Here is a 22,970-nt window from a genome sequence, read left to right as displayed (position 1 = left end):
AAGGATTGCTTTGTAGTGAATAGCAATATCACCGATCCCGAGTTCGCTAAAATGGCTACTGATTTGAAAACTACCGCCACCTTGCAAAAGTCCGTCAATGACGTATACTTGAAGTCATGCTTACCATCATTGAAACCCCTACATTTGAAGCTGACGCAAGAAAAATCTGGTGCGAAGAAGAGCGAAGCGCCTTCTTTGCCTGGCTGGCAGCTAACCCGGAAATAGGCAACCCCATTCCTGGTAGCGGCGGGTGTAGAAAGGTTCGTTGGTCGGTAGCGGGGGCAGGGAAGCGTGGTGGGGTGAGAGTCATTTACTTCACTAGACTGGAAAATGGTGAGATCTGGTTATTGGTGATCTACAAAAAAGCCGTCATGGATAACATACCCGCGCATATCCTGAAGTCGATTCGTGAGGTATTGGAAAATGAGTAACGAGACTCTGAGTGCTGAGGAGCTTGGTAACAAGCTGCTCCAATCCATCAAAGAAATGAAAGCTGGAAAAGTTGCACGTGTCAGTCGTGTGGAGCCTAATGAGGTGGCAGAGGCACGCGGTAAAACTGGCCTGACTCAGAAGGAGTTTGCTGAGGTGCTGCATATTTCTCCGCGCACTCTGCAGGAATGGGAGCAGGGTCGACGTAAACCCTCGGGGGCTGCAAAGGCACTCATCGAAATTGCTTTCCGCCATCCAGAGGTTATCCGGGAAGACCTTGGACTGAGAGGTTAACCTACGGTTATTACGGGGAAATCAACCCCGCCCGTGGGGGCTGTCTAGATCCAGCAGGGGTCCGGTTGGCACGACACGGGTGGGGTTGATCATGTCGTGGCTCTGGTAGTAGTGGCCTTTGATATGCTGAAAATCCACGGTTTCGCGGACGCCGGGTTGCTGGTACAGCTCTTTCAGGTAACCCTGCAGGTGAGGGTAATCAACAATGCGGCGCAGGTTACATTTAAAGTGCCCAACATACACGGCATCAAAACGGATCAGAGTGGTGAACAGTCGCCAGTCGGCTTCGGTCAGGGCGCCACCACACAAATAACGCTGCTGGCTTAAGCGTTTATCCACCCAGTCCAGTGCCTCGAACAAGGGTTGCAGGGCTTCTTCATAAGCTTGTTGGGTGGTGGCAAAACCAGCCTTGTACACACCGTTGTTGATCTCGTCATACACCCTGGCATTTACTGTTTCAATTTCGCTGTGTAATGCCTGCGGGTAAAAATCCCCTTCAAGGGCACCAATAGCATCAAAGGCTGAATTGAACATACGAATGATGTCAGCGGATTCGTTGCTGACGATAGTCTTTTGTTGTTTGTCCCAGAGTACTGGTACGGTTACACGGCCGGAATATACTGGATCAGCCTGGGTATAAATCTGGTGCATGTATTCGGCATTAAACAGTGGATCAGCCACTACACCGGGGCCTTGCTGGAACGTCCAGCCGTGTTCACCCATAAACCAGTGCACCACCGACAGATCAATCATTTTTTCCAGCCCTTTCAGGCGACGGAAAATCAGCGTGCGGTGTGCCCAGGGGCAAGCCAGTGACACGTAAAGATGATAACGACCAGCCTCGGCCTTGAATCCAGCTTTGCCGGTGCTTCCGGCTGAACCATCCGCAGTCACCCAGTTACGGAACTGGCTTTCGGATCGCTCAAAACGACCACCAGTTTCGTCTGTGTCGTACCACTGGTCATGCCATTGACCTTCTACAAGCAAGCCCATTGGTCTCTCCTTTGCTGCTGCTCTGTATTAGCAAAAATATTTCCAGGTTCAGGAAACGGGCAAAACATCCACTGCCACATGCAGTTCATGGGCGCCACCACCATTCATCACACCTTTCAGCGGGGTGACATCGGCATAATCTCGTCCCCAGCCGAGGGTTAGATACCGCTCGCTGGGGGTGCTGCCGTTGGTGGGGTCAATTTCCATCCAGCCCCATCCGGGAATGAAGACACCTAGCCAAGCATGGCTGGCATCGGCACCCAGCAGTTTTTCCACGCCGGGTGGTGGTAGAGTTTCAAGATAGCCGCTGACGTAGCGGGCTGCCAGTCCAATGGAGCGCAGTGCACCTATAGCCAGATGAGCAAAATCCTGACAAACCCCTTTGCGGTTGTGCAGTACATCCAGCACGGGTGTGGCAAGGGTGCTGAATTCCGGGTCGTATTTAAATTCACTGAAGATACGATTATTCAGGTGCAACAGGGCTTCAATCATCGGGCGACCGGGTGTGAAGCTTTCCAGTGCAAAGTCGGCCAGTTCCGGCTGGCGGGGGATAAACGGCGAATCCAGTGTGAAGAGTCGAGCTTCCAGACAGGCGGCTTCGGTCACCGGATTATGGTGATGGCTGCCGGGTGTCAGTTGTTCAGCTACCGTCTCCCAGCTGGTGATCATGCCTGCATCCGGCTGCGGGCGAGGTTGGGTGGTGACTTGGCTTTCCACCGTCACTTCCAGACTGTCGTGGATATCCTGAATGGCAAAATACACCACTCGATTACCAAAAAAATCCCGGCGTTCGTGCTGGCGCAGGGGTTGCGGGTCAATCATCAGTCGAGTGTTTTCACACTTCTGCCAGGGCAGGTCTCGCAGCAGCAAACGAGCTTCATTATGACTGAGGGTAACACTGTTGCTGTAATCGTAGCGTGTGGTATGGCGCAGCAGATATTTCATGTTCCGTTTTCCAAATTACACGCTGGTTTGCATGGTGATCAGCTGGCGCGGCGTTTCTGCGTGACTGAAGTGACTGTTGGAGATGGCATCGGAGAGCTGGCTGAGCGGTTCCAGTAGCTGATTCAGTAAGTCTTCCAGTGCCTGTTTTGCTTCTGCCGAGCGTTCCAGATCGATCAGGCTGTCCAGATCCACCAGATGCAGCTGGCTGGTGGCCTGAATGACCAGTCGGGTTTCGAGGCTGCGGAACGGGGTGCTGTTGGGCTGCGGCAGACGTTCGATCTGACGACCCAGGCGCTTCAGCATGTAACCGACCGAGCGAGGGTTGGTTTCATCAAACAGCAACAGATCCAGAATGGCTGCCGGATGCAGTTGTGAGCGGTAACGGCGGCGGTAAACAGTCAGGTTATCGGTGGTGGCCAGTACCACTTCCCACAGGGGGATGCCCGGTTTTTCGGCAGTGATCAACGCCAGTTTTAACAGTTCAAGGCTGGTGATCAGGCGTTCGATAAAACGTCCGATGTCCATAAAACGCCAGCCGTAATGGTGGGGCATGGTTTCGTTGCAAAGCCCAAAAAAGGCGGCCAGATAAGTAACCAGTTCTTCGAGATTACGCCGCCCACCGCTGGCACCCTGAGTGTGGGGCAGGTCGTTAAATTTCTGCCGCAGGCTGTTGAGGGTGCGCCAGGCATCATCACCCAGATGATCTCGCACAGCGCGGCTGTTGCGCAAAAAGTGGCTGAATAACCAGGGCAGGCCGTCACTGGTGTGCTCTGCAAACAGCTCCAGCAGTTTTTCGCGCAGCAGGATAAACTGCCGACCGGCACGGGTGTTCATCTTGCGTGCTTTGATCAGCGCGGGAGTTTCTTCTTCGGAATCAAAATCCGGCAGGGTGATTTCCAGCGCCGTGAACAGATCCGGCAGCAGGGTATCTTCCAGCGGTAATTGCCCATCTTCCAGCAGGTTGCCCAGCGCTTCGCGCAGCAGGCGGGTACGGTTATCCAGCCGTTCTCCATAGCGCCCCGTCCAGAACAGGCTGTCGGCTACACGGCTGGGTAGATCCTTGCCATCACGGGTGACCAGAATCGGTCCATGTGCCTGACGCAGCAGGCTAATATGGGGCTGGGTGACGGGTGCCAGTACCCAGATATCTTTTACCAGCGTGCTTTCCATCACTGGGGTACCGGGTTCAGCGACCCAGGCCAGTCCACCGGGCATAATTCGGTGTTGGCGTTCCGCTAACGGTTTTTTCATTTCACCAGGATCTGCCAGACTGAAAAAACGCAGGTTTACCGGTTGAGGTGTTAAGGCTCGATCCTTGCTGTTAAAGCTGGGCGAAGATGAGGCCTGAATCGGTTGCTGTCCGACATAAAGATGGGGTGAGTGCAACATCGCCTGTTGCTGTTGTTCCCGCTGGCTGACGGTTTGTCTGGATGGCTCAATAATGCGCCCGGGATCACTGATGTCTCGCAGCTGCCAGTCTTCCGGCAGTTGCAGCAGTTTTTCCAGATGTTCTGGCTCACCACACCAGAGGGTTTCACGGCCTTTTAGCAGCAGGGGCTCTCCCAGCAGAAACTCACTCAAGCGGGGTAAAAAACAGGCCAGTGCGGGGTGTTCAAGAATACCTACACCCAGAGCATTGGCAATTTCCACTTCGCCACGGCGAGCAGCCTGCATCAGACCGGGTACCCCCAGCAGAGAGTCAGCACGCAATTCCAGTGGATCACACCAGGGGTCGGTGATTTGGCGCACAATCACATCCACGGCTTTTAAACCACCGAGGGTACGCATGGACACCTGCCCATCCCGCACCACCAGATCGCCACCTTCCACCAGGGAGAAGTTCATGTAGTTGGCCAGCCAGGCATGTTCAAAATAACCGGGGCTGCCGGGGCCGGGTGTTAACAGCACAATATTGGGTTCTTCGCGCCGGTGTTGTGCCAGTTGTGCCAAGCAGCGGTGCTGAGCTTGCAGGAATCCCGCCAGTCGCCGTAAGGGTGCATCCCGGTAAAGGGTGGATATAGCACGAGCCAGCAGAATACGGTTTTCCAATGCATAACCGGCACCGGAAGGCGCCTGAGTCCAGTCAGCCAATACCCGCCATTCACCCTGCTGATCACGGATCACATCCATGCCGTGAAAAATCAGCAGCGGGCGTTCCGGTCGGCTCTGGTTATCTGCCGCCGCAAACAGCCAGGCCGAATGGGTGTACACCAGTTCCGGCGGCAAAATGCCTTCACGAATCACCCGGCGTTCACCGTAAAGATCTTCCACCAGTGCCTCCAGCAGGCGGCTGCGCTGAATCAGCCCCTGCTCCAGAACTTCCCAGTCCTGGGTGCTGATTACGTAGGGCAGGGGGTCTAACTGCCAGGAACGGAGTTTACCGGCATCGTCTTCGTAGACGTTGAAGGTCACACCATTCTCATGCAACAGGTTCTGGGCTTCCTCGGCACGGCTGGTCAGACCATCGACTCCCAGTTCGGACAATTCTTCCAATAGCGGCTGCCAGTGGGCACGAAAATTGCCATCAGCACTGGCTAGTTCATCATAACCGGAAGGCGCAGCATAACTGCCGAGCAGTTCGCGCAACTCTTCACTGTAGGCAGAGAAATTCAGCATGAGATGTATATTCTTGGTGAGGTTAAGCTGCTATTGTCACTAATTATCGGCACTCTCTACAAGAGGAGAGTGCTACCGGGAGCAAAAAGGATGAAGCTGTTTTCCTGCAGTTGTTGTGGGCAACTGGTTTATTTTGAGAACACCCACTGTACCGCTTGTGGCTCCCTGCTGGGTTTTGTACCGGATCAGCTGGAAATGCGTGCATTTCACCCCGTGGGTGAACACCTCTGGCAAATATCCGGTTCTGACGCTACGGCACCTCTATATCATCAATGCAGCAACTTTGCCCTGCAGGGTGTTTGCAACTGGATGCTGCCAGCCACTGATACAGAAGACTTCTGCCTGGCTTGTCGCCTAAATCATACTATTCCTGATCTGACCCAACCGGACAATCATGGCTTCTGGCATCGCCTGGAAGCCCAGAAGCGCCGCCTGATTTATAGTCTGCTGCAATTCGGGTTGCCCTTGGCTCCAAGATCCAGAGACCCGACCGGACTGGAGTTTGATTTTCTGGCAGATGTTGAACCCACTTTCAGCGAAACCGGACGTGTTCTGACCGGGCACTCGGAAGGCTTGATCACTATGAACATTGCTGAGGCTGATCCGGTACGGCGCGAGAAAATGCGGCATTTGATGGTTGAACCCTATCGCACCTTATTGGGGCACTTCAGGCACGAATCCGGGCACTATTACTGGGATCGGTTAATCAACAACACCCCATGGCTGAATTTGTTTCGTGATGCCTTTGGGGATGAACGCCGAGATTATGAAGCGGCGCTGAAGTTTTATTACGATGCTGGCCCCACGCCCAACTGGCAGCAGTTTTATGTTAGTGCTTACGCCAGTATGCATCCCTGGGAAGACTGGGCAGAAACCTGGGCACATTATCTGCACCTGCTGGATACACTGGAAACCGCATGGCACTTTGGCCTCAGCAGCCAGCCGCCCTTGCCCGGTGCCCAGCAGCTGGCGTTTGTACAGCGGGTCAATCCTTATCTGGTAGTGGATTTTGACCTGCTGATTGATGCCTGGCTGCCGCTGACGGCGGCATTAAACAACCTTAACCGCAGTATGGGGCACGAGGATGTTTACCCCTTTGTGTTGGCTCCTGCTGCAATTAACAAGTTGCGATTGGTGCATCAGGTGATCGTGGCATGAGGATTGCTTTGATTGTATAAAGTTACTTGTACACCTTAAACCGACGGGCTCCATCACTATGACCATTCGTGTTGCTCTGAAACATACCACCCGTTACGACTTTGACAAGGCCGTTCAACTCTCCCCTCACCTGATCCGACTGCGTCCGGCACCTCACTGTCGCACGCCGGTGGATAGTTATTCATTAAAAGTCACCGGGGGTGAATACTTCATCAACTGGCAGCAGGATCCTTTTGGTAATCATCTGGCGCGCCTGGTGTTCCCGGAAAAACAACTCAGCTTGCAGGTCGAAGTGGAGCTGGTGGCACCCATGACTGTCATCAATCCCTTCGATTTTTTTGTGGAAGACTATGCCGAGCAGTTCCCGTTCACCTACCCGGAAGCCATCCGCAAGGATCTGACCCCTTATCTGGAAGTGACTGAATCCGGCCCGCTGCTGATGGAGTGGCTCAAAGGGGTATCAAAAGATCCGCTGGCTGTAGTGAATTTTCTGGTCAGTATCAACCAGAGAGTTCAGCAGGATATTGCTTACACAGTCCGCATGGAAGAGGGGGTACAAACCGCAGAAGAAACCCTGCAAAAACGCCTGGGCTCCTGTCGGGATTCCGCCTGGTTGCTGGTGCAGATTTTCCGGCATCTGGGATTGGCGGCTCGTTTTGTATCCGGTTACCTGATTCAGCTGACCCCGGATGTTAAAGCTCTGGATGGCCCCTCCGGCACCGAAGTGGACTTCACCGATCTTCATGCCTGGACCGAGGTATTTATTCCTGGTGCCGGTTGGGTGGGGCTCGATCCAACATCTGGCCTGTTTGCCGGTGAAGGCCATCTGCCGTTGGCAGCCACGCCGGAACCCTCCAGTGCGGCACCCATTTCTGGTTTCAGTGATCCCTGTAAGGTGACTTTTCACTTTGACATGACTCTGACTCGCATTCACGAAGAACCACGTGTAACCCAGCCTTTTACCGAAGAGGCCTGGCAACAGGTGCTGGTGCTCGGTGAACAGGTGGATCAACAGCTGGAGGCACAGGATTTACGCCTGACCATGGGTGGTGAGCCTACCTTTGTTTCCATAGATGATATGGATGCACCGGAATGGACCATTGCTGCACAGGGACCAAACAAACGCCGCCTGGCCGAAGTGTTGCTGAAACAGCTGCGCCCGCATTTTGCGCCCGGCAGCCTGTTGCATTACCAGCAGGGCAAATGGTATCCCGGTGAAAGTCTGCCGCGCTGGGCACTGGCCTGTTACTGGCGCAAGGATGGCAAACCGGTCTGGCAGGATGAACGCTGGCTGGCGGACATCAATACAGATTATGGTGTGGATGCAACCAAGGCACGGGCATTTGCCGAAGAGTTAACCACTCGGCTGGGTGTCAGCAAACGCTGGTTGATCCCCTGTTATGAAGATGCTTACCACTATTTATGGTTGGAGCGTCAGCAGCCGGTGGATATCGAGCTGGAAGGGGAAGACCTGAAGGACGATGAAAACCGCACCCGACTGGCACGTTTGTTAGAGCGCGGGCTTGATCAGATCACCGGTTTTACCCTGCCGTTAACCCGCAACCTGCGTAAAAATGCCTGGCAATCCGGTGCCTGGCCGGTAAAACGTGAAAACCTCTACCTGCTGCCTGGTGATTCCCCAATGGGTTTGCGCTTGCCGTTATCGGCCTTGCCCCGTGCCGGAGAAGAGCCACATCAGCCCTCATCCTTGTTTGAGATCAAACCGCCTTTACCGGATGTGCATGGTGAAGTCGCCAGTCGTTACATGGCCTGGCACCCGGAACCTGCCCAGCCGCTGGCACCCCAGCAACTGGATCTGCCGGATGCACCAGTGATTCATACCGCGCTGTGTGTTGAACCCAGAGAAGGCAAGTTGTTTGTCTTTTTACCGCCGGTAGCAGATTTAGAAGACTACCTGCAACTGCTGGCCAGTATTGAGCAAACGGCGGTAGAACTGAAACTGCCGGTGTGTATTGAAGGTTATGCACCACCTTCAGATCCACGGCTGGAAAAATTCATGATCACCCCCGATCCCGGGGTGATTGAAGTGAACATCATGCCAGCGCGTCACTGGTCGGATCTGGTGCGCAATACCGAAATTCTGTACGAAGAAGCCCGACTGGCACGTCTGGGTACCGAAAAATTTATGCTGGATGGCCGCCATACTGGCACCGGTGGTGGCAATCACATCACCCTGGGTGGTGAAACCCCAGCGGATTCTCCTTTCCTGCGTCGCCCGGATTTGCTGGCCAGTATGCTGACCTACTGGCAGCATCACCCCAGCTTGTCTTATCTGTTTGTTGGCCTGTTTATGGGACCAACCAGTCAGGCACCACGGGTGGATGAAGCCCGCCATGAAGCCCTGTATGAACTGGAAATTGCCCTGCAGCAGATGCCGGTCGGTGAAGTAACACAACCCTGGCTGGTGGATCGCCTGTTGCGCAACCTGCTGACCGACATCACCGGCAACACCCACCGGGCTGAGTTTTGTATCGACAAACTTTATTCACCGGATACCCCCACCGGCAGGCTGGGTTTGCTGGAATTGCGCGGTTTTGAAATGCCGCCCCATGCCCGTATGAGCCTGATGCAACAACTGCTGATTCGGGCACTGGTGGCACGATTTGCGGCTGATCCTTACCGCAAGCCTCTGGTGCGCTGGGGCACCCAGTTGCATGATCGCTGGATGCTGCCGCATTACCTCTGGGCGGATCTGACCGATGTATTGGTTGATCTGCGTGAACACGGTTTTGATTTTCAACCGGACTGGTTTGCACCTTTCCTGGAATTTCGTTTCCCCTGTTATGGCCGGGTGACTTACGACAATGTCCAGCTGGAGTTACGTCAGGCGCTGGAACCCTGGCATGTGCTGGGTGAAGAAGTCAGTGGCGGGGGTACCGCCCGTTATGTGGATTCCTCGGTAGAGCGGGTACAGCTGCGAGTCAGTGGTTATAACCCTGAGCGTCATCAGGTCACCTGCAACGGGCGTATTTTACCGCTGCAACCCACAGGTGTGCATGGTGAGGCAGTGGCCGGTGTGCGTTATCGTGCCTGGCAACCACCCTCAGCTTTACATCCAATGATTCCGGTTCATGCACCGCTGGTGTTTGATCTGGTGGATACCTGGAACCAGCGCTCACTCGGCGGTTGTACCTATCATGTATCTCACCCTGCCGGGCGCAACTATGAACACTTCCCGGTGAATGCTAATGAGGCCGAAGCCCGACGTTTGGCACGTTTTTGGGCGCAAGGACACACCCAGGGCAAGATGCAACTGCAGGCAGAAGAACCCAATCGGGAATACCCCTGCACACTGGATTTGCGCTGGAACCATCAAAGTAAGGTTTAAATACGAATAACAAACGAACCGGGACACAGGAGCCTGGTTTAAACAAAGTAGTCAGATGAATGTGAAGGCGAAGGGGACGTGAGCTGATGAGCAAAATAGACTGGAACAACTACGCCTTTAATGGCTTTTATGATGAGTTGATGGCCGCGCCCGGAGTACCGCACCCCGCGGCAAAAATGCTCTGTGAATATCTGGCTCAGCTGGATGCCCGTGAACTAAAAGAACACAAACAGGCTGCCGAAGTAGCCATTCAGGTGATGGGTATAACCTTCACCGTGTATTCCGAAGGCAGCATGATCGACCGCGCCTGGCCGTTTGATATTGTGCCGCGCATCATTCCACTGCCCGAATGGCAACGCACCGAAGCAGGATTAAAACAGCGGGTGCAGGCACTGAATCTGTTTATTAATGATCTTTACCATGATCAGAAAATTGTTAAGGACGGGGTGTTGCCTGCAGAAGTATTGGCACAATCACAGAACTTCCGTCCTCAGTGTGTAGGCATCAACCCACCACATCAGATCTGGGCACACATCTGCGGTTCTGATCTGGTGCGTGACAATGATGGCACCCTCTATGTGTTGGAAGACAATTTACGTGTACCTTCCGGTGTGTCTTACATGCTGGAAAACCGCAACGTCACCAAACGCATCCTGCCGGAACTTTTTGCTACCGGACGCATTCAGCCAGTCGATGACTACTGCTCACAGCTGTACGACATGCTGGCCTCCATGTCCCCCCGCCCCGGTGATGACCCACAGATCGTGGTGATGACCCCCGGCATTTATAACTCCGCCTATTTTGAACATTCTTATCTGGCTCAGCAGATGGGTGTGGAACTGGTGGAAGGCACGGATCTGCTGGTCGGGGATGATGACTGTGTGTACATGCGCATGGTGGATGGCTTAAAACAGGTTGATGTGATTTATCGCCGTATTGATGACTTGTTCCTTGATCCCGAAGCTTTTAATCCGGACTCTACTTTGGGTGTGGCCGGGTTGATGCGTGCCTGGCGTAAAGGCAAGGTGGCACTGGTGAATGCACCGGGTGCCGGGGTGGCGGATGACAAGGTGGTGTACGCTTTTGTACCGGAGATCATCAAGTATTATCTGGATCAGGAACCCCTGCTGCCCAACGTGCCCAGCTACCTGTGTATGAGGGATGACGATCGGCGTTATGTGCTGGATAACCTTGATAAAATGGTGGTTAAACCAGCTAATGAATCCGGTGGTTATGGCATGTTGGTGGGACTACACTCCACCAGGGCAGAACAAAAGAAATTTGCCGAACTTATCAAGGCCGATCCACGTAATTACATGGCACAACCTACCTTGTCTTTATCGACTACCCCAACCCTGTGTGATGGTGTGGTGGAATCCCGCCATGTTGATTTACGGCCTTTTATCCTGTCCGGTGAACAAACCTATGTCACCACCGGGGGTTTAACCCGCGTGGCTCTGACCAAAGGCTCACTGGTGGTCAACTCCTCCCAGGGTGGTGGCAGTAAAGACACCTGGATCATGGATATTGATACACCCGAAACCGGTGCTGCAACTGGGCAGCAGTCACAATCTCAGTCTCAGTCAGGGAAGGGGGCTTAATTATGTTATCCCGTGTAGCTGAAAACATTTACTGGCTGGCGCGTTATCTGGAACGTGCCGAAGACACCGCACGCCTGATCAGTGTGAACACCCACCTGCTGCTGGACTTCCCACGCGCGACCAATCTGGGCTGGGATTCACTGGTGACCATCACCGGCTGTGAAGAACTGTTTGATGAACATTACGAACAGCGTAATGAAGCCAGCGTACTCCATTTCTTGTGTGGTGATCGGCGTTATGCCGGTTCCATCATTTCATCCCTGGCCGGTGCCCGTGAAAACCTGCGCACCACACGGGATATCATGCCGCGCGAAATCTGGGAAGAAATCAACCAGCTGTACCTGGATACCGACCGGCAAGTGCAGGCAGGCATCAACTCGCGTAATCGTGATGCTTTTTTAAAGCGGGTCATCCGCAGCTGCCAGACGGTAAACGGCCTGATTGAAGGATCACTCAGCTACACCCAAGTGCGTACCTTCCTGTTTCTGGGTCGTCAGCTGGAACGGGCAGACATGACCACCCGCATCATCGACGTGCGCTCGGCCAACCTGCTGCCACGCTCACCGGAAGAACTGACACCCTTTGAAAACTTGCAGTGGATGAGTGTTTTAAAATCCCTGACCGGTTACCAGATGTACCGCCAGCAAGTACGGCTGCGAGTGAAAGGCCCGGATGTACTGCGCTTTTTGTTGCAGGACAAAGCCTTCCCCCGTGCTGTAGCCTGCAACCTGCGTGAAATGGTGGACGTACTGGAAGCCCTGCCACGCCATGATCGGGTACAACAAGTAGTAGACGACCTGGTGAAACTACTCATCGCCGCCGACGTGGAAAGCCTGGCTGCAGAACCGGAACAACTGCACCTGTTTGTGGACGAACTACAAATTGGCTTTAACCAAGTACATGGAGCCATCGCCGAAAACTATTTTGGTGCCACTGATTAACTGATCTGCTTGACTGGCTACCTTCTAAAGCCCGACCTGAAAAGGTCGGATTTTAGAAGAAGAGTTGATGCGTCTTTTCAGTTCAGTGAAGCAGCGAATTTTGCAAGCAGAATTAAGCTCGATTGATCTGTAGCTGATGCAGGTCAATATTTTTTCCAATCCCATTTTGCCGTACACTCTGCGTTCAACTCCAGGGAGCAAGATGTTGCACGAACCTAATCCACCCCAACCACTTCCATTATCCACCCCAGGCCGCAACCTGATGCGCCTGACACTGGTGCGGGGCATCACCTGGACTGGTTTTCTTGGCGGAATCATTTTTGGTTTGGAGGTGGTCAACTTCCAGCTGAATGTGGTCGCGGTATTTTCCGTGATCATGAGCATGGCACTGATCAATTTGTTGACCTGGTGGCGGTTGAGCTGGCCACGTCCCGTGGTGGACCGGGAATACCTGCTGCACCTGCTGGCGGATGTGGTGGGTTTAAGTCTGCTGTTTTATTTCACCGGCGGTGCCAACAATCCTTTTATTTCCTATTTTCTGGTGCCCCTCACCATTTCTGCTGCCACCCTGCCCTGGCGTTTCACCTGGATCATTGCCGGTTATATTCTGTTGGCTTATCCCTTGCTGATGATCTTTCATCACCCAGTACCGCAGCTAACCCAAATGGAACACGACAGCCGTTTTAACCTGCATCTGCTGGGCATGTGGGCCAACTTTGTGCTCAGCACCAGTCTGATTACGGTGTTTGTATTCAAGATGGCGCAATCCCTGCGTAAACGGGATGCTGACCTGTCCAATACCCGCGAACGCGCCCTGCGTGATGAACAGATCATGGCCGTGGCGACTCAAGCCGCGGGCACAGCACATGAGCTGGGCACACCCCTGTCCACCATGGCGGTGATGTTAAAAGAGCTATCCAACGAGCACACGGATAACCCCGCGCTGGCAGCAGATCTTGCCTTATTGCGGCGTCAGGTGGACACCTGCAAGGTGACCCTGCAATCACTGGTCAGTAATGCCGACCGCAGTCGCCTGCTGAATCCGGAAAGCAAACCCATCAAAACCTTTTTTAAAGCGGTACTGGAGCACTGGGAAGTACTGCGCCCGGATGTACGTTACTGTATTCACTGGCCGGATGAACACAAGAATGAACCCTGGATTCCTGATGACATTACCCTGCAGCAGGCCTTGATCAACCTGTTAAACAATGCTGCTGATGCCAGCCGTGAACCGGTCATGGTTTCACTCGACTGGAACCGCCAGGAAGCACAAATAGAAATTCATGATCAGGGCAAAGGCATTCCAATGGATATTGCCGAACGCCTGGGTCAAACCTTTATTTCCACCAAAAGTAAAGGGCTGGGTTTGGGGCTGTTTCTGACCCATGCGACGATAAACCGCCTCGGCGGAACCGTGCGTCTGTATAATCATAGTCAGGGCGGAACCTTGACTGAAGTCAGGGTTCCGGTGTTATCCCCATCACTGAAATCCACCAGTCAGGAGAAATAATCGCCATGAGTGTTGAAGAACAACAGGATGAGCAACTGCGGATTTTGATTGTTGATGACGATGAAGTATTTGGTCAGGTGCTGCAGCGGGCATTCAGCAAGCGAGGCTACGAAGTGACTCAGGCCACTGATGAGAACCAAGCACTCATCAAGGCTCAGGAGTTTGAGCCGGATTACATCACCCTGGATCTGAAGCTGGAAGGCAGCTCCGGACTGAATCTTCTGCCACAGCTGGTGGAATCTTCACCCCAGTCAAAAATTGTAGTGCTGACCGGTTATTCCAGCATTGCCACCGCAGTAGAAGCCATTAAACTGGGTGCGGTTAACTACCTGTGCAAACCAGCCGATGCGGATGAGATTCTAGCTGCTTTTCAAAAGCAGGAAGGTGATCCGGATGTACCCGTTGCTGAACAACCCATGTCGGTCAACCGGCTCACCTGGGAGCACATTCAGAAAGTGTTACGTGAACACGATGGTAATATCTCGGCAACCGCCAGAGCGCTGGGTATGCACCGCCGCACACTGCAACGCAAACTACAGAAACGCCCTGTCAGGCGTTAAGACTCATCAAGGTATTTTTTTGGATCAAACGCCCGCACCCAATCGGGCAAATAAGCGACCAGTCCAGTGATGATCATGCCATTCACCACGGACTCCGGTGGTAGTGTCAGGGGTAAAAACAAAAAATAATCACTGGAGAGGTGGCTGAATACATAGGGTGTGGCATAAAACCAGCTGATGCCAATCACCGCCAGACCAGATGAAAGGGTCGCCAGCATCGCTCCCACACCACCGGCGATCAGCACAAAAATAAAAAAATTGGCGGGTAGCTTTTGTTCCACCCAGCGCCAGACCCAGTGACTGATAAACACCGGCAGCACACAAGCCACCAGCGCATTTAAACCAAACATATCCCAGCTGGCTTTACCGGTCAGTGTCACACCCAGCAAGGCAATACTAGTCGCTAGTAATGCCATCGGCCAATAAAACATCAGGGTCAGAGTGGTTGCCAGCAGCAGATGAATAGAAACAGCTGGAGTGATGCCTGCCCTTAACTGCCATAAAAAAGTCACCAGCACTACACTGCCCAAAAACAGGTGCTGCAAGCCTTTTTCCCGTAACAGAATCGACCAGGGCACCTGCCAGAGCGCCGGCAGCAGAAAACCCAGATAAATAATCCACGCCAGCCAACCCAATATCCCTGGATTCAGGCTTGAAGAAAAACTCATGCCCACCTCTTGTATAAGAAAACAATAAGTTACATTTTATCATGGTATTCAGCTGGAGTGTTGGTACAGTTCACCGCATAATTCGCCGCCAGTTTTACATAAAAACAATAGCCGGTGAGCATGGTCGAGGATTTGCCGTGGTGGCAGATGAAGTACGTAATCTGGCAGCCCGCACGCAGGAAAGTACCGTACAGATCCGCAGTATGATAGATCGTCTGGTTACAGAAGCAGAAGACTCTTACCGTGCCATGGCCAACAGTCGCTCCCAAGCCGCTACAACTGTTCACCATGCAAAAGAGACCTCCATATCACTGGATCAGGTTGCAGAAGCCATTCATCGTATTGCAGATATGAATCTTCAGATTGCCAGCGCGGCAGAACAACAGGCAGCTGTTGCTGATGAAATCAATCGTAATGTGGTGAACATTAACGATCTTTCAGCTCAAACGGCTGATGGTGCAACCCATACCACCCAGGCCAGTGAAGACCTCGCTTCCTTGGCTGAAACCCTGAATCATCAGGTCAGTCAGTTCCGCACTTGATACCATCAGTGCCAGGGAAGGCACTCATCCCACCACTTGATTACGACCGGATTCCTTGGCGATGTACAACTGTTTGTCCACCGCAGAGAGGAGTTGATCCACGGTCATACCTTCGGACAAGACCATTACCCCAGCGCTGACCCGCTGTCGGACACCCCCTTCAAACTCATGCTGTTCCAGCTTGCTACGAATTTTATCAGCCACACCTATTGCCTGTTGCAGCGTGGCTTCCGGGCAGATTAATAAAAACTCCTCACCACCCCAGCGACCAAACACATCAGAAACTCGCACTGAATTTTTAACCAGCTCAGCAAAATCCTGCAAGACCCGATCGCCCATCTGATGCCCGTGGTTGTCATTCAGTTCCTTGAAGTAGTCCAGATCAAACAGCACAACAGCCAGTGGTCGCTGGTGGCGTTTTGAAAGCGCCAGCTGCTCCAGCAACACCTTATCCAGGTGATGGCGGTTGTAAATGCCGGTTAACTTGTCGGTAATGGATAACTGCTCAAGCTGGGCATTTTTTTCCAGCAGCTGTTTTTCTGCATCCTGCAGGCGTTCGTTAAAACTCCGGATTCGCAGATTCAGCTGCGCCAAATGCAGGGTGTACAAACCCAGCAACAATAATAACAACAGCAATCCCAGCATTACCGGCAATACCCGTGCCCAGGGAAATCCTTCAGGCATGGGCACTCTGACCCAGCGATCATAAATTTCAGCATGTTCTTGCTGACTGATGCTGGCCAGCGCTTTTTCCATCACCGATAACAACAAAGGGGAGTCATTACGCAACCCCAGCGCCAGATCAAAAGAATAAGGGGTCTGCCCGGAAACCTTCAGGTTTGCCAGACCTTCTGATCGAATCAGATAACTGGCCACCGCTAGATTATCAACAAATGCATCAACCTCACCGGAGGCTACTGCCCGCAAACCCTGCAATGCTGATTGTTTAAATTTCAGCTGCAACAGCGGAAAGTTGTTCTGCAGTATTTCATGAGAGGCATAATCTTTCACCACGGCAACCTTTTTACCTTGCAGCTGATCCATGCTGGCAATAAAGTCCACATCCCTATCCGTGACTATCACCATGGGTGAGCGCACATAAGATTGAGTGAAGTTGAGATAGCTACGACGATCCGGTGTGGGAGATGCAGCAGACAATAAATCCAGCTTGCCCTGACGAGCATCTTCCATGACTTCTGCCCAGCCTGAGTGATGCTGAATATCAAACTCCACACCCAGCCGCTCGGATAAAAGCAGCAGATAATCCCTGCTGATACCCTGCAGGCTTTGGTTACCGGAATCAAGGAACTCAAAGGGCGGCCAGTTATTATCTACACCCACTTTTAATGCTGGCAACTGCTGCAGAAAGGCTTCTTCTTCCTGTGTCAGATTCAGGTCATAAGTACGGCGTGTTGCAAAAACCAGTGCATCTACATCTCGCCCACTTGGAACAACTATCTGGTGTTTTGCCAGTTGTTCCAGCATAAATTGCACACGCCCTTCATCCAGCTTGCCCAGCTCAATGGTGTGTCGGGAAATCAATTGCTCCAATCCATAAGCTTCACTCAGCAGGGCTTCACGGGATTTTTGCTGGGTATTATAGTCACGCAGTATCAGATCCACCATTTCCTCTTTGTGATCCAGAGCATAATGCCAGCCACGTATCACCGCGCGGCGCATGGCATCCACCCGCTGTGGGTTGTCCCGTGCCTCAGTTGCGCTGGTGAAAAAAATATCTCCGTAAAAATCCATGCCGTAGTGTTTTGGATCTATCACATCGACCTGATAACCCATCTCACGCAGCCGAAAAGGTTCATTGGTGCTGTAAGCGGCTACTGCTTCTATGTCGCCAGATATGAGTTTTTCCAACCGATCCGTCCAGGGTAGCCGCTGCAGTCCATCTTTCAACACACCTTGCTCCGCCAGCATTGCCAGAATGGCAATACCATTGGTGTCGTTATCATAAAAAGCCAGCCGCCGACCGACTAGATCTCTTGAACTGCGAATGCCTGTAGAGCGTAGTGTCATCAGCACATTGGGTGAGTGTTGCAGAATCGGTGCCACCAGCACCACATCTCGACCATTGGCGTGGTGCTGTAAGAGAATGGAGTCGGCAATGCTGTATTGAGCCTCACCCATCAACACCTGCTCAATATTACTGCGTGACATATCCTTTTCGCGCAGCTCCACATCCAAACCTTCAGCAGCAAAAAAACCCTGATCCAGTGCAGCGTAATAACCGGCAAACTGAAACTGGTGTAACCATTTCAGTTGAATGATGATTTTCTCCGAAGCATGGGCAAACGAACCCGCCAGTAACAAAAGCAGCACCAGCAACAGGGATCGGACAAAGTGAAACAAGGGGTATCGGATGGTCATATCCTTGGTGACTCACTCGTTTATGGAACTGAAGATAAGCCAAGCATAAATCAAATCCGTGGCTGATTTAAAGCCATTTAAACATAAAGCGTTACCCGATGTTACAAAATTGAATGTTCCGTTGATAAATTCAGCCTAAGCGACTGAATTCTCTGCGAAAGGGTGGCAGGCTGTTCAGTAGCTGTGCGCCATAACGCTTGGTCAGAATTCGCTGATCCAGCAGGGTTACACGCCCTTCATCCTGCTCGGTACGGATTAAACGCCCACAAGCCTGCACCAGTCGGATGCTGGCGTCCGGCACACTGATCTGCATAAAGGCGTTACCACCAGTCGATTCAATCCACTCCGCCAAAGCGGCTTCCACTGGGTCATCGGGAGTCGAAAAAGGCAGGCGTACAATCACCACATGGGTCAGGTATTTGCCTGGTAGATCAATACCTTCTGCCAGGGATGCTAAACCAAAAATAATGGCAGGTTTGTTGTCATCAATACGTTGCCGGTGTTTTTCGATCAGGCGGTTTTTGGACAAGGCATCCTGAGTCAGAGTCACCCGTTTTAATTGACTGGGTAAACCGTCATAAACTTCATTCATCTGCCTGCGTGAACTGAACAACACCAGCACTGCGGCAGCGGGGTGATCCAGATGCTCCTGCATGTAATCAATGATGGCATCGGTATGCTGTTGCGCCTGCGAGGGGTCACAAGCCTGACGTGGCACTTCCAGCACCCCGAGACGAGCATAATCAAACGGGCTGGCATAACTTTTACAGAGCGTATCTGTATCCAGCCCGCAGCGTTGCCGCAGACGATCAAACTTGCCCAGCGCAGTAAGGGTGGCGGAAGTCAGGGTGGCACCAAAACAGCGTGACCAGAGACGATAAGCCAGATCCCCGGCAGCCGTGACCGGGCTGGCCGAAACCTCCAGCTCTTCATCCCCCTCGTGCAAGCGGTGGCGAGTCATCCAGCGAGCCAATGGTGGTTTGCCAGCAGGATCTTTCTGGGCACACAGACTCCAGAGCTGATGCGCGGCCAGCGCACGGGCATGCAACAGTGCCAGCATCGGTTGCCACTCAGCGGCCAGATTTGCATCCAGGGTTGAGGTTTTTTCCGGGTCCTGAGCTTCTTTGAGTAGATTAACCAGACCTTCCAGCAATCGACTCATCGTCGCAAAGTGCAACACCAGCTGTTCAGAAAACTGCAACAAACCTTCCGGCAACAACCCCTGTTCCCAGCGGAAAACCTCCTGCCCGCCCTCGGCAGTAAAGCGCCCCATTTCATGCAGCTGACCATAGAGCACTCCCAGATCCTGCTCCAGATGACTCAAGGGCACGGCCAGTTGATCCAGCAAACGAGCAGCGGTGGGGCTGGCACCCAGTGATTTCAGCAGATCCGGCTGAGATTTACGCAACAGGCGTAACCAGCTTAATGAGGTGTTAAAACGGAAGCTGGCGGCAAAGTGGTTGATGGCTTTATCCGGCAGATGGTGGGCTTCATCAAACACATAATAGGTCTGATCGGGTGCGGGCAGAATCACACCACCACCCAGAGCCAGATCCGCCAGCACCAGATCATGGTTGGCAACAATAATATCGGCTTGTTCCAGCTCTCGGCGGGCATTAAAAAAGGCACAGGCACCATTAAAGTGAGGGCAGCGACGGTTGGTGCAACGCTGATGATCGGTAGTCAGGCGATCCCAGATGCCGTTGACCAGGGGTTCTTTTAAACTGTCCCGGTCACCGTTCCAACTTCCAGCAGAAAAGTCTGCTGCCAGTTGCTGAATGCGACCGGCATCCGTGCCGCTGCTTTGTTGCATTAGTTCGGCCTGGAACAGATCCAGCGTGGAATCATCATCGGCAGTGGGTTGATCACCCATGGCTTTGATCAACTGAGCGGTACAAACATAACGTCCACGGCCTTTGGCTAGAGCATAGTTAAACTCCAGCGAGGTGTGTTTTTTCAGATCCGGCAGATCACGCAGCAAGAGCTGTTCCTGCAACGCAATGGTGGCGGTAGAAATAATCAGGCGCTTGTTACGCGCCTGAGCCACCGGCAGGGTTGCCAGCAGGTAAGCCAGGGTTTTACCTGTACCGGTACCGGCTTCAATCGCCAGCAGGTGCTGCTGGCTTTTGCGGCGTCCTTCTTCGTTTTCCTCAATCGCCGCAAAGCTTTTGGCAATATCGGCAATCATGTGCGCCTGACCCTTGCGTGCACGGACTTCCCGACCGGTCAGAAAGTCTCGATACGCCTGCTGGATCTGTGCCTGCCATTCCGGGTTCATGCGTTGTTTTGCAGCAGCTCATCCGGTGGATATACACAAGGCAATTTGGTTTTGGTCAGCGCTTCAATCGCTGGCAGGGCAAAAGCATCTTCTTCACCGATAAAACTGATGGAAGTGCCCAGCGCACCAGCACGACCCGTGCGGCCAATACGGTGTACGTAATCCTGAGGGTCTTCCGGCAGGTTGAAGTTGATAACATGGCTGACATCATCAATATGGATACCACGACCAGCCACATCAGTAGCAATCAACACTTCGGTACGACCAGCACGGAAGTTTTCCAGTGTGGCAATGCGTTTTTTCTGCTCCACTTCACCAGACAACATATCAACATTAATGCCTGATCTTTTCAGGGTCTCATACACGCGGCGGGTAGAATCCCGACGATTGGAGAACACCATTACTTTGGTTAGTCCCCAGTGCTGAATCAGCTTGGTGAGCAGGCGAATCTTGTCACTGTCTGGCACCAGAAAGGCATGCTGAGTGATGTTGTCTGACGCCTGGATTTTGGTGGCAATTTCAACCCGCTGCGGGTTAAGTGTCCACTGACTGGCCAGACTCAGAATATCCTGAGTGAAAGTGGCAGAAAAAAGCATGGTCTGACGCTTTTCTTTAGGCGGAGTGGCACGGATGATACGCTTCACGTCCGGGATAAAACCCATGTCCAGCATCCGGTCGGCTTCATCCAGCACCAACACCTCCACTTCACGCAGATCCACATCCCGTTTGCTGTGGAAATCCAGCAGACGGCCGGGAGTGGCCACCAGCAGGTCGATGGGTTCACCACGCAGCTGATCCCGCTGCTTCATGTAATCCATACCACCCACCACCGACAACAGCTTGAAGGGGGTGTAACGCATCAACTCTTCAGCATCCTTGCAGATCTGAAGCACCAGCTCACGAGTGGGTGCCAGAATCAAAGCACGAGGTGCACCCACCTTCTGACCTTCCGGTACTTCTTCTTCCATCAGGTAAGTGAGGATGGCAATTAGAAACGCGGCGGTTTTACCTGTGCCGGTTTGTGCCTTGCCAATCAGATCCACCCCATGCAGGGTGTAAAGCAAGGACTGAGACTGAATGGGTGTGCAGTAGCTGAAACCCTGCTCACTGATGGAGCGCTGCAAGGGTAAAGGTAGATCAAAATCCTGAAAACGTACCTTACCCTCCACCACGTCCACCGGATGCTGATCCAGTGTCCAGTCACCCATGGCTGCTGCGGCTTTTTCACGCCGTTGTTGCTGAATAGATGCAACAGTCAACGGCTGCTGGCCAGCCGGTGTTGCAGTGGCCTGAGGTGCAGCAGCCGGAGCTGATGCAGAGCGGTTACTACCGCTGTTTCTGCGGCGGCGACGTTTGGTAGGAGCGTTTCTGGATCGGGACGATGCAGCAGGCGAATTTGTCAAAACACGACCTCAAGATTGATTGAAAAGTTAATCAGTTTCCATTTCAGCGGGCTATGATACCAAGTTTTATTGCAGCGTCCTAACGCGCCTGTTGTAACACCTGCACATCCTCCATCAAACGGGTCACACGACTGACCAGTTGGCTGCGGCTGGCTTCCAGCGAGGCCAGAATTTCTTCCTGTTCTGCCATCTTCTTCTGTAGCTCCGGCGTGATGCTGCTTCTGGAAACACGCTGTTCCAGTTGCTCCACTTTTTGCGTCAGGGTGGTCACTTTGCTGCTCTGATCCTGATTGCGCAGGTGCTGATCCCGTGTGCTGGTCTCCTGATTGCGCAGACGCTGATCCAGCGTGCTGGTCGCCAGTGTCACTTCTGTTAGGCGTTGCCCCACCGCGGCAAGGTCTTTTTTGATCACTTCCGTCTGAAGTTGCAGGTTGCGAGCAGCTTCCGTTGCTTTGTCATTGGCGCTGCGAGCCAGGTTTGCCACTTCAGTGGATTGACGCTCAGCACGACTCAGGCGCTCATCCAGCCCCTTTGTCTGTTCCTGTAACCCTCTAATGTTCGGGCGTATCTGATTATTTGCAAGACGCCAGAGTTTGTTGATTTCATCATCAGCCCACTTGAGCTTTTCATTGGCTGTCTTGAGCTGCTCGCTGAAAGTATTGCCTGCCTCAGATAAGTTCTGACCTGTCGCTGAGAGCCTGATTTCTAACTCCTGCACACGATCAGCCAGCGCCTGTATGGACTGCTGTTGTTTGTCGACATGCATGTATTGCCAGCCACCAAAAATCAGTCCTGCCAGCGCCAATAGTAAGGCAAACCCCACCAGCAGATGCGATCCACCGGAACCTGAACCATTTGGTTCAAGGTTTGCAGGATAATGGCCACCCGAACCACCGGAGCCACCCGAATCAGCGGGCTTGCCATGGCTGCCTGCCCGTTCACTTCTGTACGCAGGCTCAACAGGCTGATGACGCAAAGGTGTCTCACTGATTGGTTTGGCGGGAGCTTCTGGTTTTGCATGAACAGCTGGTCTTTCAGACGATATCGGGTGTGCTGGTGCTGGTGCTGGTGCTGGTGCTGGTGTTGCTTTTGCTTTTGCTGGTGAGATTGCTGAAGTTGGTCGAGCGGGCATTTCCGGTCTGGCTCTGGCGGTTGCAGTTGATGCAGGGCGCTCTACTGATGGAGCTGTAGGCTTGACTGGATCAATTTCCAGACGAGGCTCTTTACGATCAGGCATGTAGGTTCCACCAGATGATTAACAGGGTGCAGGCGCTATTCTGCCAAGAGTCGAGCCATCTAGCTAG

19 protein-coding genes are annotated in these 22,970 nt (G+C 53.0%); 11 read left to right on the top strand and 8 right to left on the bottom strand.

What is annotated here, in order from left to right:
• The 3 genes from IBX50_RS07815 to IBX50_RS07805 all read left to right on the top strand — a co-directional run.
• Positions 1-225 (top strand): hypothetical protein (locus IBX50_RS07815; protein ID WP_292254757.1); only part of this gene is annotated, 225 nt, incomplete at its 5' end.
• Between the two features lie 74 nt (positions 226-299).
• Positions 300-431 carry a hypothetical protein gene (locus tag IBX50_RS07810; RefSeq protein WP_292254756.1) on the top strand — a complete coding sequence of 44 codons (132 nt, stop codon included), beginning with the start codon at positions 300-302 and terminating at the stop codon, positions 429-431.
• Positions 424-723 (top strand): helix-turn-helix domain-containing protein, encoded by a 300-nt coding sequence (locus IBX50_RS07805; protein ID WP_292254754.1) that lies wholly within the window; start codon positions 424-426, stop codon positions 721-723. Before IBX50_RS07810 ends, IBX50_RS07805 begins: the two co-directional genes overlap by 8 nt.
• Before the next feature lie 21 nt (positions 724-744).
• Here IBX50_RS07805 and IBX50_RS07800 read toward each other — a convergent pair whose 3' ends face one another.
• Genes IBX50_RS07800 through IBX50_RS07790 form a run of 3 tightly spaced genes read right to left on the bottom strand, consistent with a single transcriptional unit; the run spans position 745 to position 5,277 of the window.
• Positions 745-1,716: a glutathione S-transferase family protein gene (locus tag IBX50_RS07800; RefSeq protein WP_292254752.1), complete on the bottom strand. Its 972-nt coding sequence runs from the start codon at positions 1,714-1,716 to the stop codon at positions 745-747.
• 48 nt (positions 1,717-1,764) lie between these two features.
• A complete protein-coding gene (locus IBX50_RS07795; protein WP_292254751.1) occupies positions 1,765-2,661 on the bottom strand; it encodes a transglutaminase family protein in 897 nt (298 codons plus the stop codon).
• Positions 2,662-2,676: 15 nt separating this feature from the next.
• Complete coding sequence (locus tag IBX50_RS07790; RefSeq protein WP_292254750.1) at positions 2,677-5,277, bottom strand: circularly permuted type 2 ATP-grasp protein; 2,601 nt, start codon at positions 5,275-5,277, stop codon at positions 2,677-2,679.
• Positions 5,278-5,367: 90 nt separating this feature from the next.
• On the opposite strand from IBX50_RS07790, the gene IBX50_RS07785 reads away from it, so the two are divergent.
• The 6 genes from IBX50_RS07785 (at position 5,368) to IBX50_RS07760 (ending at position 14,396) form a co-directional block, all read left to right on the top strand.
• Positions 5,368-6,435, top strand: a complete 1,068-nt coding sequence (locus IBX50_RS07785; RefSeq protein ID WP_292254749.1) for a putative zinc-binding peptidase — start codon at positions 5,368-5,370, stop codon at positions 6,433-6,435.
• Between the two features lie 58 nt (positions 6,436-6,493).
• Complete coding sequence (locus IBX50_RS07780) at positions 6,494-9,784, top strand: DUF2126 domain-containing protein (protein WP_292254748.1); 3,291 nt, start codon at positions 6,494-6,496, stop codon at positions 9,782-9,784.
• Positions 9,785-9,870: 86 nt separating this feature from the next.
• A complete protein-coding gene (locus tag IBX50_RS07775) occupies positions 9,871-11,385 on the top strand; it encodes a circularly permuted type 2 ATP-grasp protein (RefSeq protein ID WP_292254747.1) in 1,515 nt (504 codons plus the stop codon).
• 2 nt (positions 11,386-11,387) lie between these two features.
• A complete protein-coding gene (locus tag IBX50_RS07770) occupies positions 11,388-12,326 on the top strand; it encodes an alpha-E domain-containing protein (RefSeq protein WP_292254746.1) in 939 nt (312 codons plus the stop codon).
• A 202-nt stretch (positions 12,327-12,528) separates the two neighbouring features.
• Positions 12,529-13,836 carry an ATP-binding protein gene (locus IBX50_RS07765; protein ID WP_292254744.1) on the top strand — a complete coding sequence of 436 codons (1,308 nt, stop codon included), beginning with the start codon at positions 12,529-12,531 and terminating at the stop codon, positions 13,834-13,836.
• Positions 13,836-14,396: a response regulator transcription factor gene (locus IBX50_RS07760; RefSeq protein ID WP_366930699.1), complete on the top strand. Its 561-nt coding sequence runs from the start codon at positions 13,836-13,838 to the stop codon at positions 14,394-14,396. Before IBX50_RS07765 ends, IBX50_RS07760 begins: the two co-directional genes overlap by 1 nt.
• On the opposite strand, the gene IBX50_RS07755 is transcribed toward IBX50_RS07760, so the two are convergent.
• Entirely contained in the window at positions 14,393-15,064 is a 672-nt protein-coding gene (locus tag IBX50_RS07755; RefSeq protein ID WP_292254740.1) for an energy-coupling factor ABC transporter permease, read from the bottom strand. The genes IBX50_RS07760 and IBX50_RS07755 overlap by 4 nt on opposite strands.
• 41 nt (positions 15,065-15,105) lie before the next feature.
• Between IBX50_RS07755 and IBX50_RS07750 the strand changes: the two genes are divergently transcribed.
• Positions 15,106-15,606 (top strand): methyl-accepting chemotaxis protein, encoded by a 501-nt coding sequence (locus IBX50_RS07750; RefSeq protein WP_292254739.1) that lies wholly within the window; start codon positions 15,106-15,108, stop codon positions 15,604-15,606.
• Between the two features lie 24 nt (positions 15,607-15,630).
• Here IBX50_RS07750 and IBX50_RS07745 read toward each other — a convergent pair whose 3' ends face one another.
• The 4 genes from IBX50_RS07745 to IBX50_RS07730 form a co-directional block, all read right to left on the bottom strand.
• Entirely contained in the window at positions 15,631-17,985 is a 2,355-nt protein-coding gene (locus IBX50_RS07745) for a transporter substrate-binding domain-containing protein (RefSeq protein WP_292254737.1), read from the bottom strand.
• Between the two features lie 130 nt (positions 17,986-18,115).
• Positions 18,116-20,263 (bottom strand): ATP-dependent DNA helicase DinG, encoded by a 2,148-nt coding sequence (gene dinG, locus IBX50_RS07740; RefSeq protein WP_292254736.1) that lies wholly within the window; start codon positions 20,261-20,263, stop codon positions 18,116-18,118.
• Positions 20,260-21,471, bottom strand: coding sequence for a DEAD/DEAH box helicase (locus IBX50_RS07735; RefSeq protein WP_292254758.1), 1,212 nt, complete (start codon positions 21,469-21,471; stop codon positions 20,260-20,262). Before IBX50_RS07735 ends, dinG begins: the two co-directional genes overlap by 4 nt.
• Positions 21,472-21,745: 274 nt before the next feature.
• Positions 21,746-22,642 (bottom strand): hypothetical protein, encoded by an 897-nt coding sequence (locus tag IBX50_RS07730; RefSeq protein WP_292254734.1) that lies wholly within the window; start codon positions 22,640-22,642, stop codon positions 21,746-21,748.
• A 38-nt stretch (positions 22,643-22,680) separates the two neighbouring features.
• On the opposite strand from IBX50_RS07730, the gene IBX50_RS07725 reads away from it, so the two are divergent.
• The gene (locus tag IBX50_RS07725) at positions 22,681-22,857 is read left to right on the top strand and encodes a hypothetical protein (RefSeq protein WP_292254733.1); all 177 of its coding nucleotides are present in this window, start codon (positions 22,681-22,683) and stop codon (positions 22,855-22,857) included.
• Positions 22,858-22,970: the final 113 nt, after the last annotated feature.

This window comes from Marinospirillum sp. (assembly GCF_014859565.1).
The sequence above is the reverse complement of the archived record's forward strand: the minus strand, read 5'-3'. Positions and strand labels throughout refer to the sequence as shown.

Coding starts and splice junctions, on each gene's coding strand:
- IBX50_RS07765 (WP_292254744.1), top strand. CDS start 12,529: ATGTTGCACGAACCTAATCCACCCCAACCACTTCCATTATCCACCCCA.
- IBX50_RS07785 (WP_292254749.1), top strand. CDS start 5,368: ATGAAGCTGTTTTCCTGCAGTTGTTGTGGGCAACTGGTTTATTTTGAG.
- IBX50_RS07735 (WP_292254758.1), bottom strand. CDS start 21,471: ATGGGTGACTGGACACTGGATCAGCATCCGGTGGACGTGGTGGAGGGT.
- IBX50_RS07770 (WP_292254746.1), top strand. CDS start 11,388: ATGTTATCCCGTGTAGCTGAAAACATTTACTGGCTGGCGCGTTATCTG.
- IBX50_RS07780 (WP_292254748.1), top strand. CDS start 6,494: ATGACCATTCGTGTTGCTCTGAAACATACCACCCGTTACGACTTTGAC.
- IBX50_RS07775 (WP_292254747.1), top strand. CDS start 9,871: ATGAGCAAAATAGACTGGAACAACTACGCCTTTAATGGCTTTTATGAT.
- IBX50_RS07755 (WP_292254740.1), bottom strand. CDS start 15,064: ATGAGTTTTTCTTCAAGCCTGAATCCAGGGATATTGGGTTGGCTGGCG.
- dinG (WP_292254736.1), bottom strand. CDS start 20,263: ATGAACCCGGAATGGCAGGCACAGATCCAGCAGGCGTATCGAGACTTT.
- IBX50_RS07745 (WP_292254737.1), bottom strand. CDS start 17,985: ATGACCATCCGATACCCCTTGTTTCACTTTGTCCGATCCCTGTTGCTG.
- IBX50_RS07750 (WP_292254739.1), top strand. CDS start 15,106: ATGGTATTCAGCTGGAGTGTTGGTACAGTTCACCGCATAATTCGCCGC.
- IBX50_RS07790 (WP_292254750.1), bottom strand. CDS start 5,277: ATGCTGAATTTCTCTGCCTACAGTGAAGAGTTGCGCGAACTGCTCGGC.
- IBX50_RS07795 (WP_292254751.1), bottom strand. CDS start 2,661: ATGAAATATCTGCTGCGCCATACCACACGCTACGATTACAGCAACAGT.
- IBX50_RS07800 (WP_292254752.1), bottom strand. CDS start 1,716: ATGGGCTTGCTTGTAGAAGGTCAATGGCATGACCAGTGGTACGACACA.
- IBX50_RS07805 (WP_292254754.1), top strand. CDS start 424: ATGAGTAACGAGACTCTGAGTGCTGAGGAGCTTGGTAACAAGCTGCTC.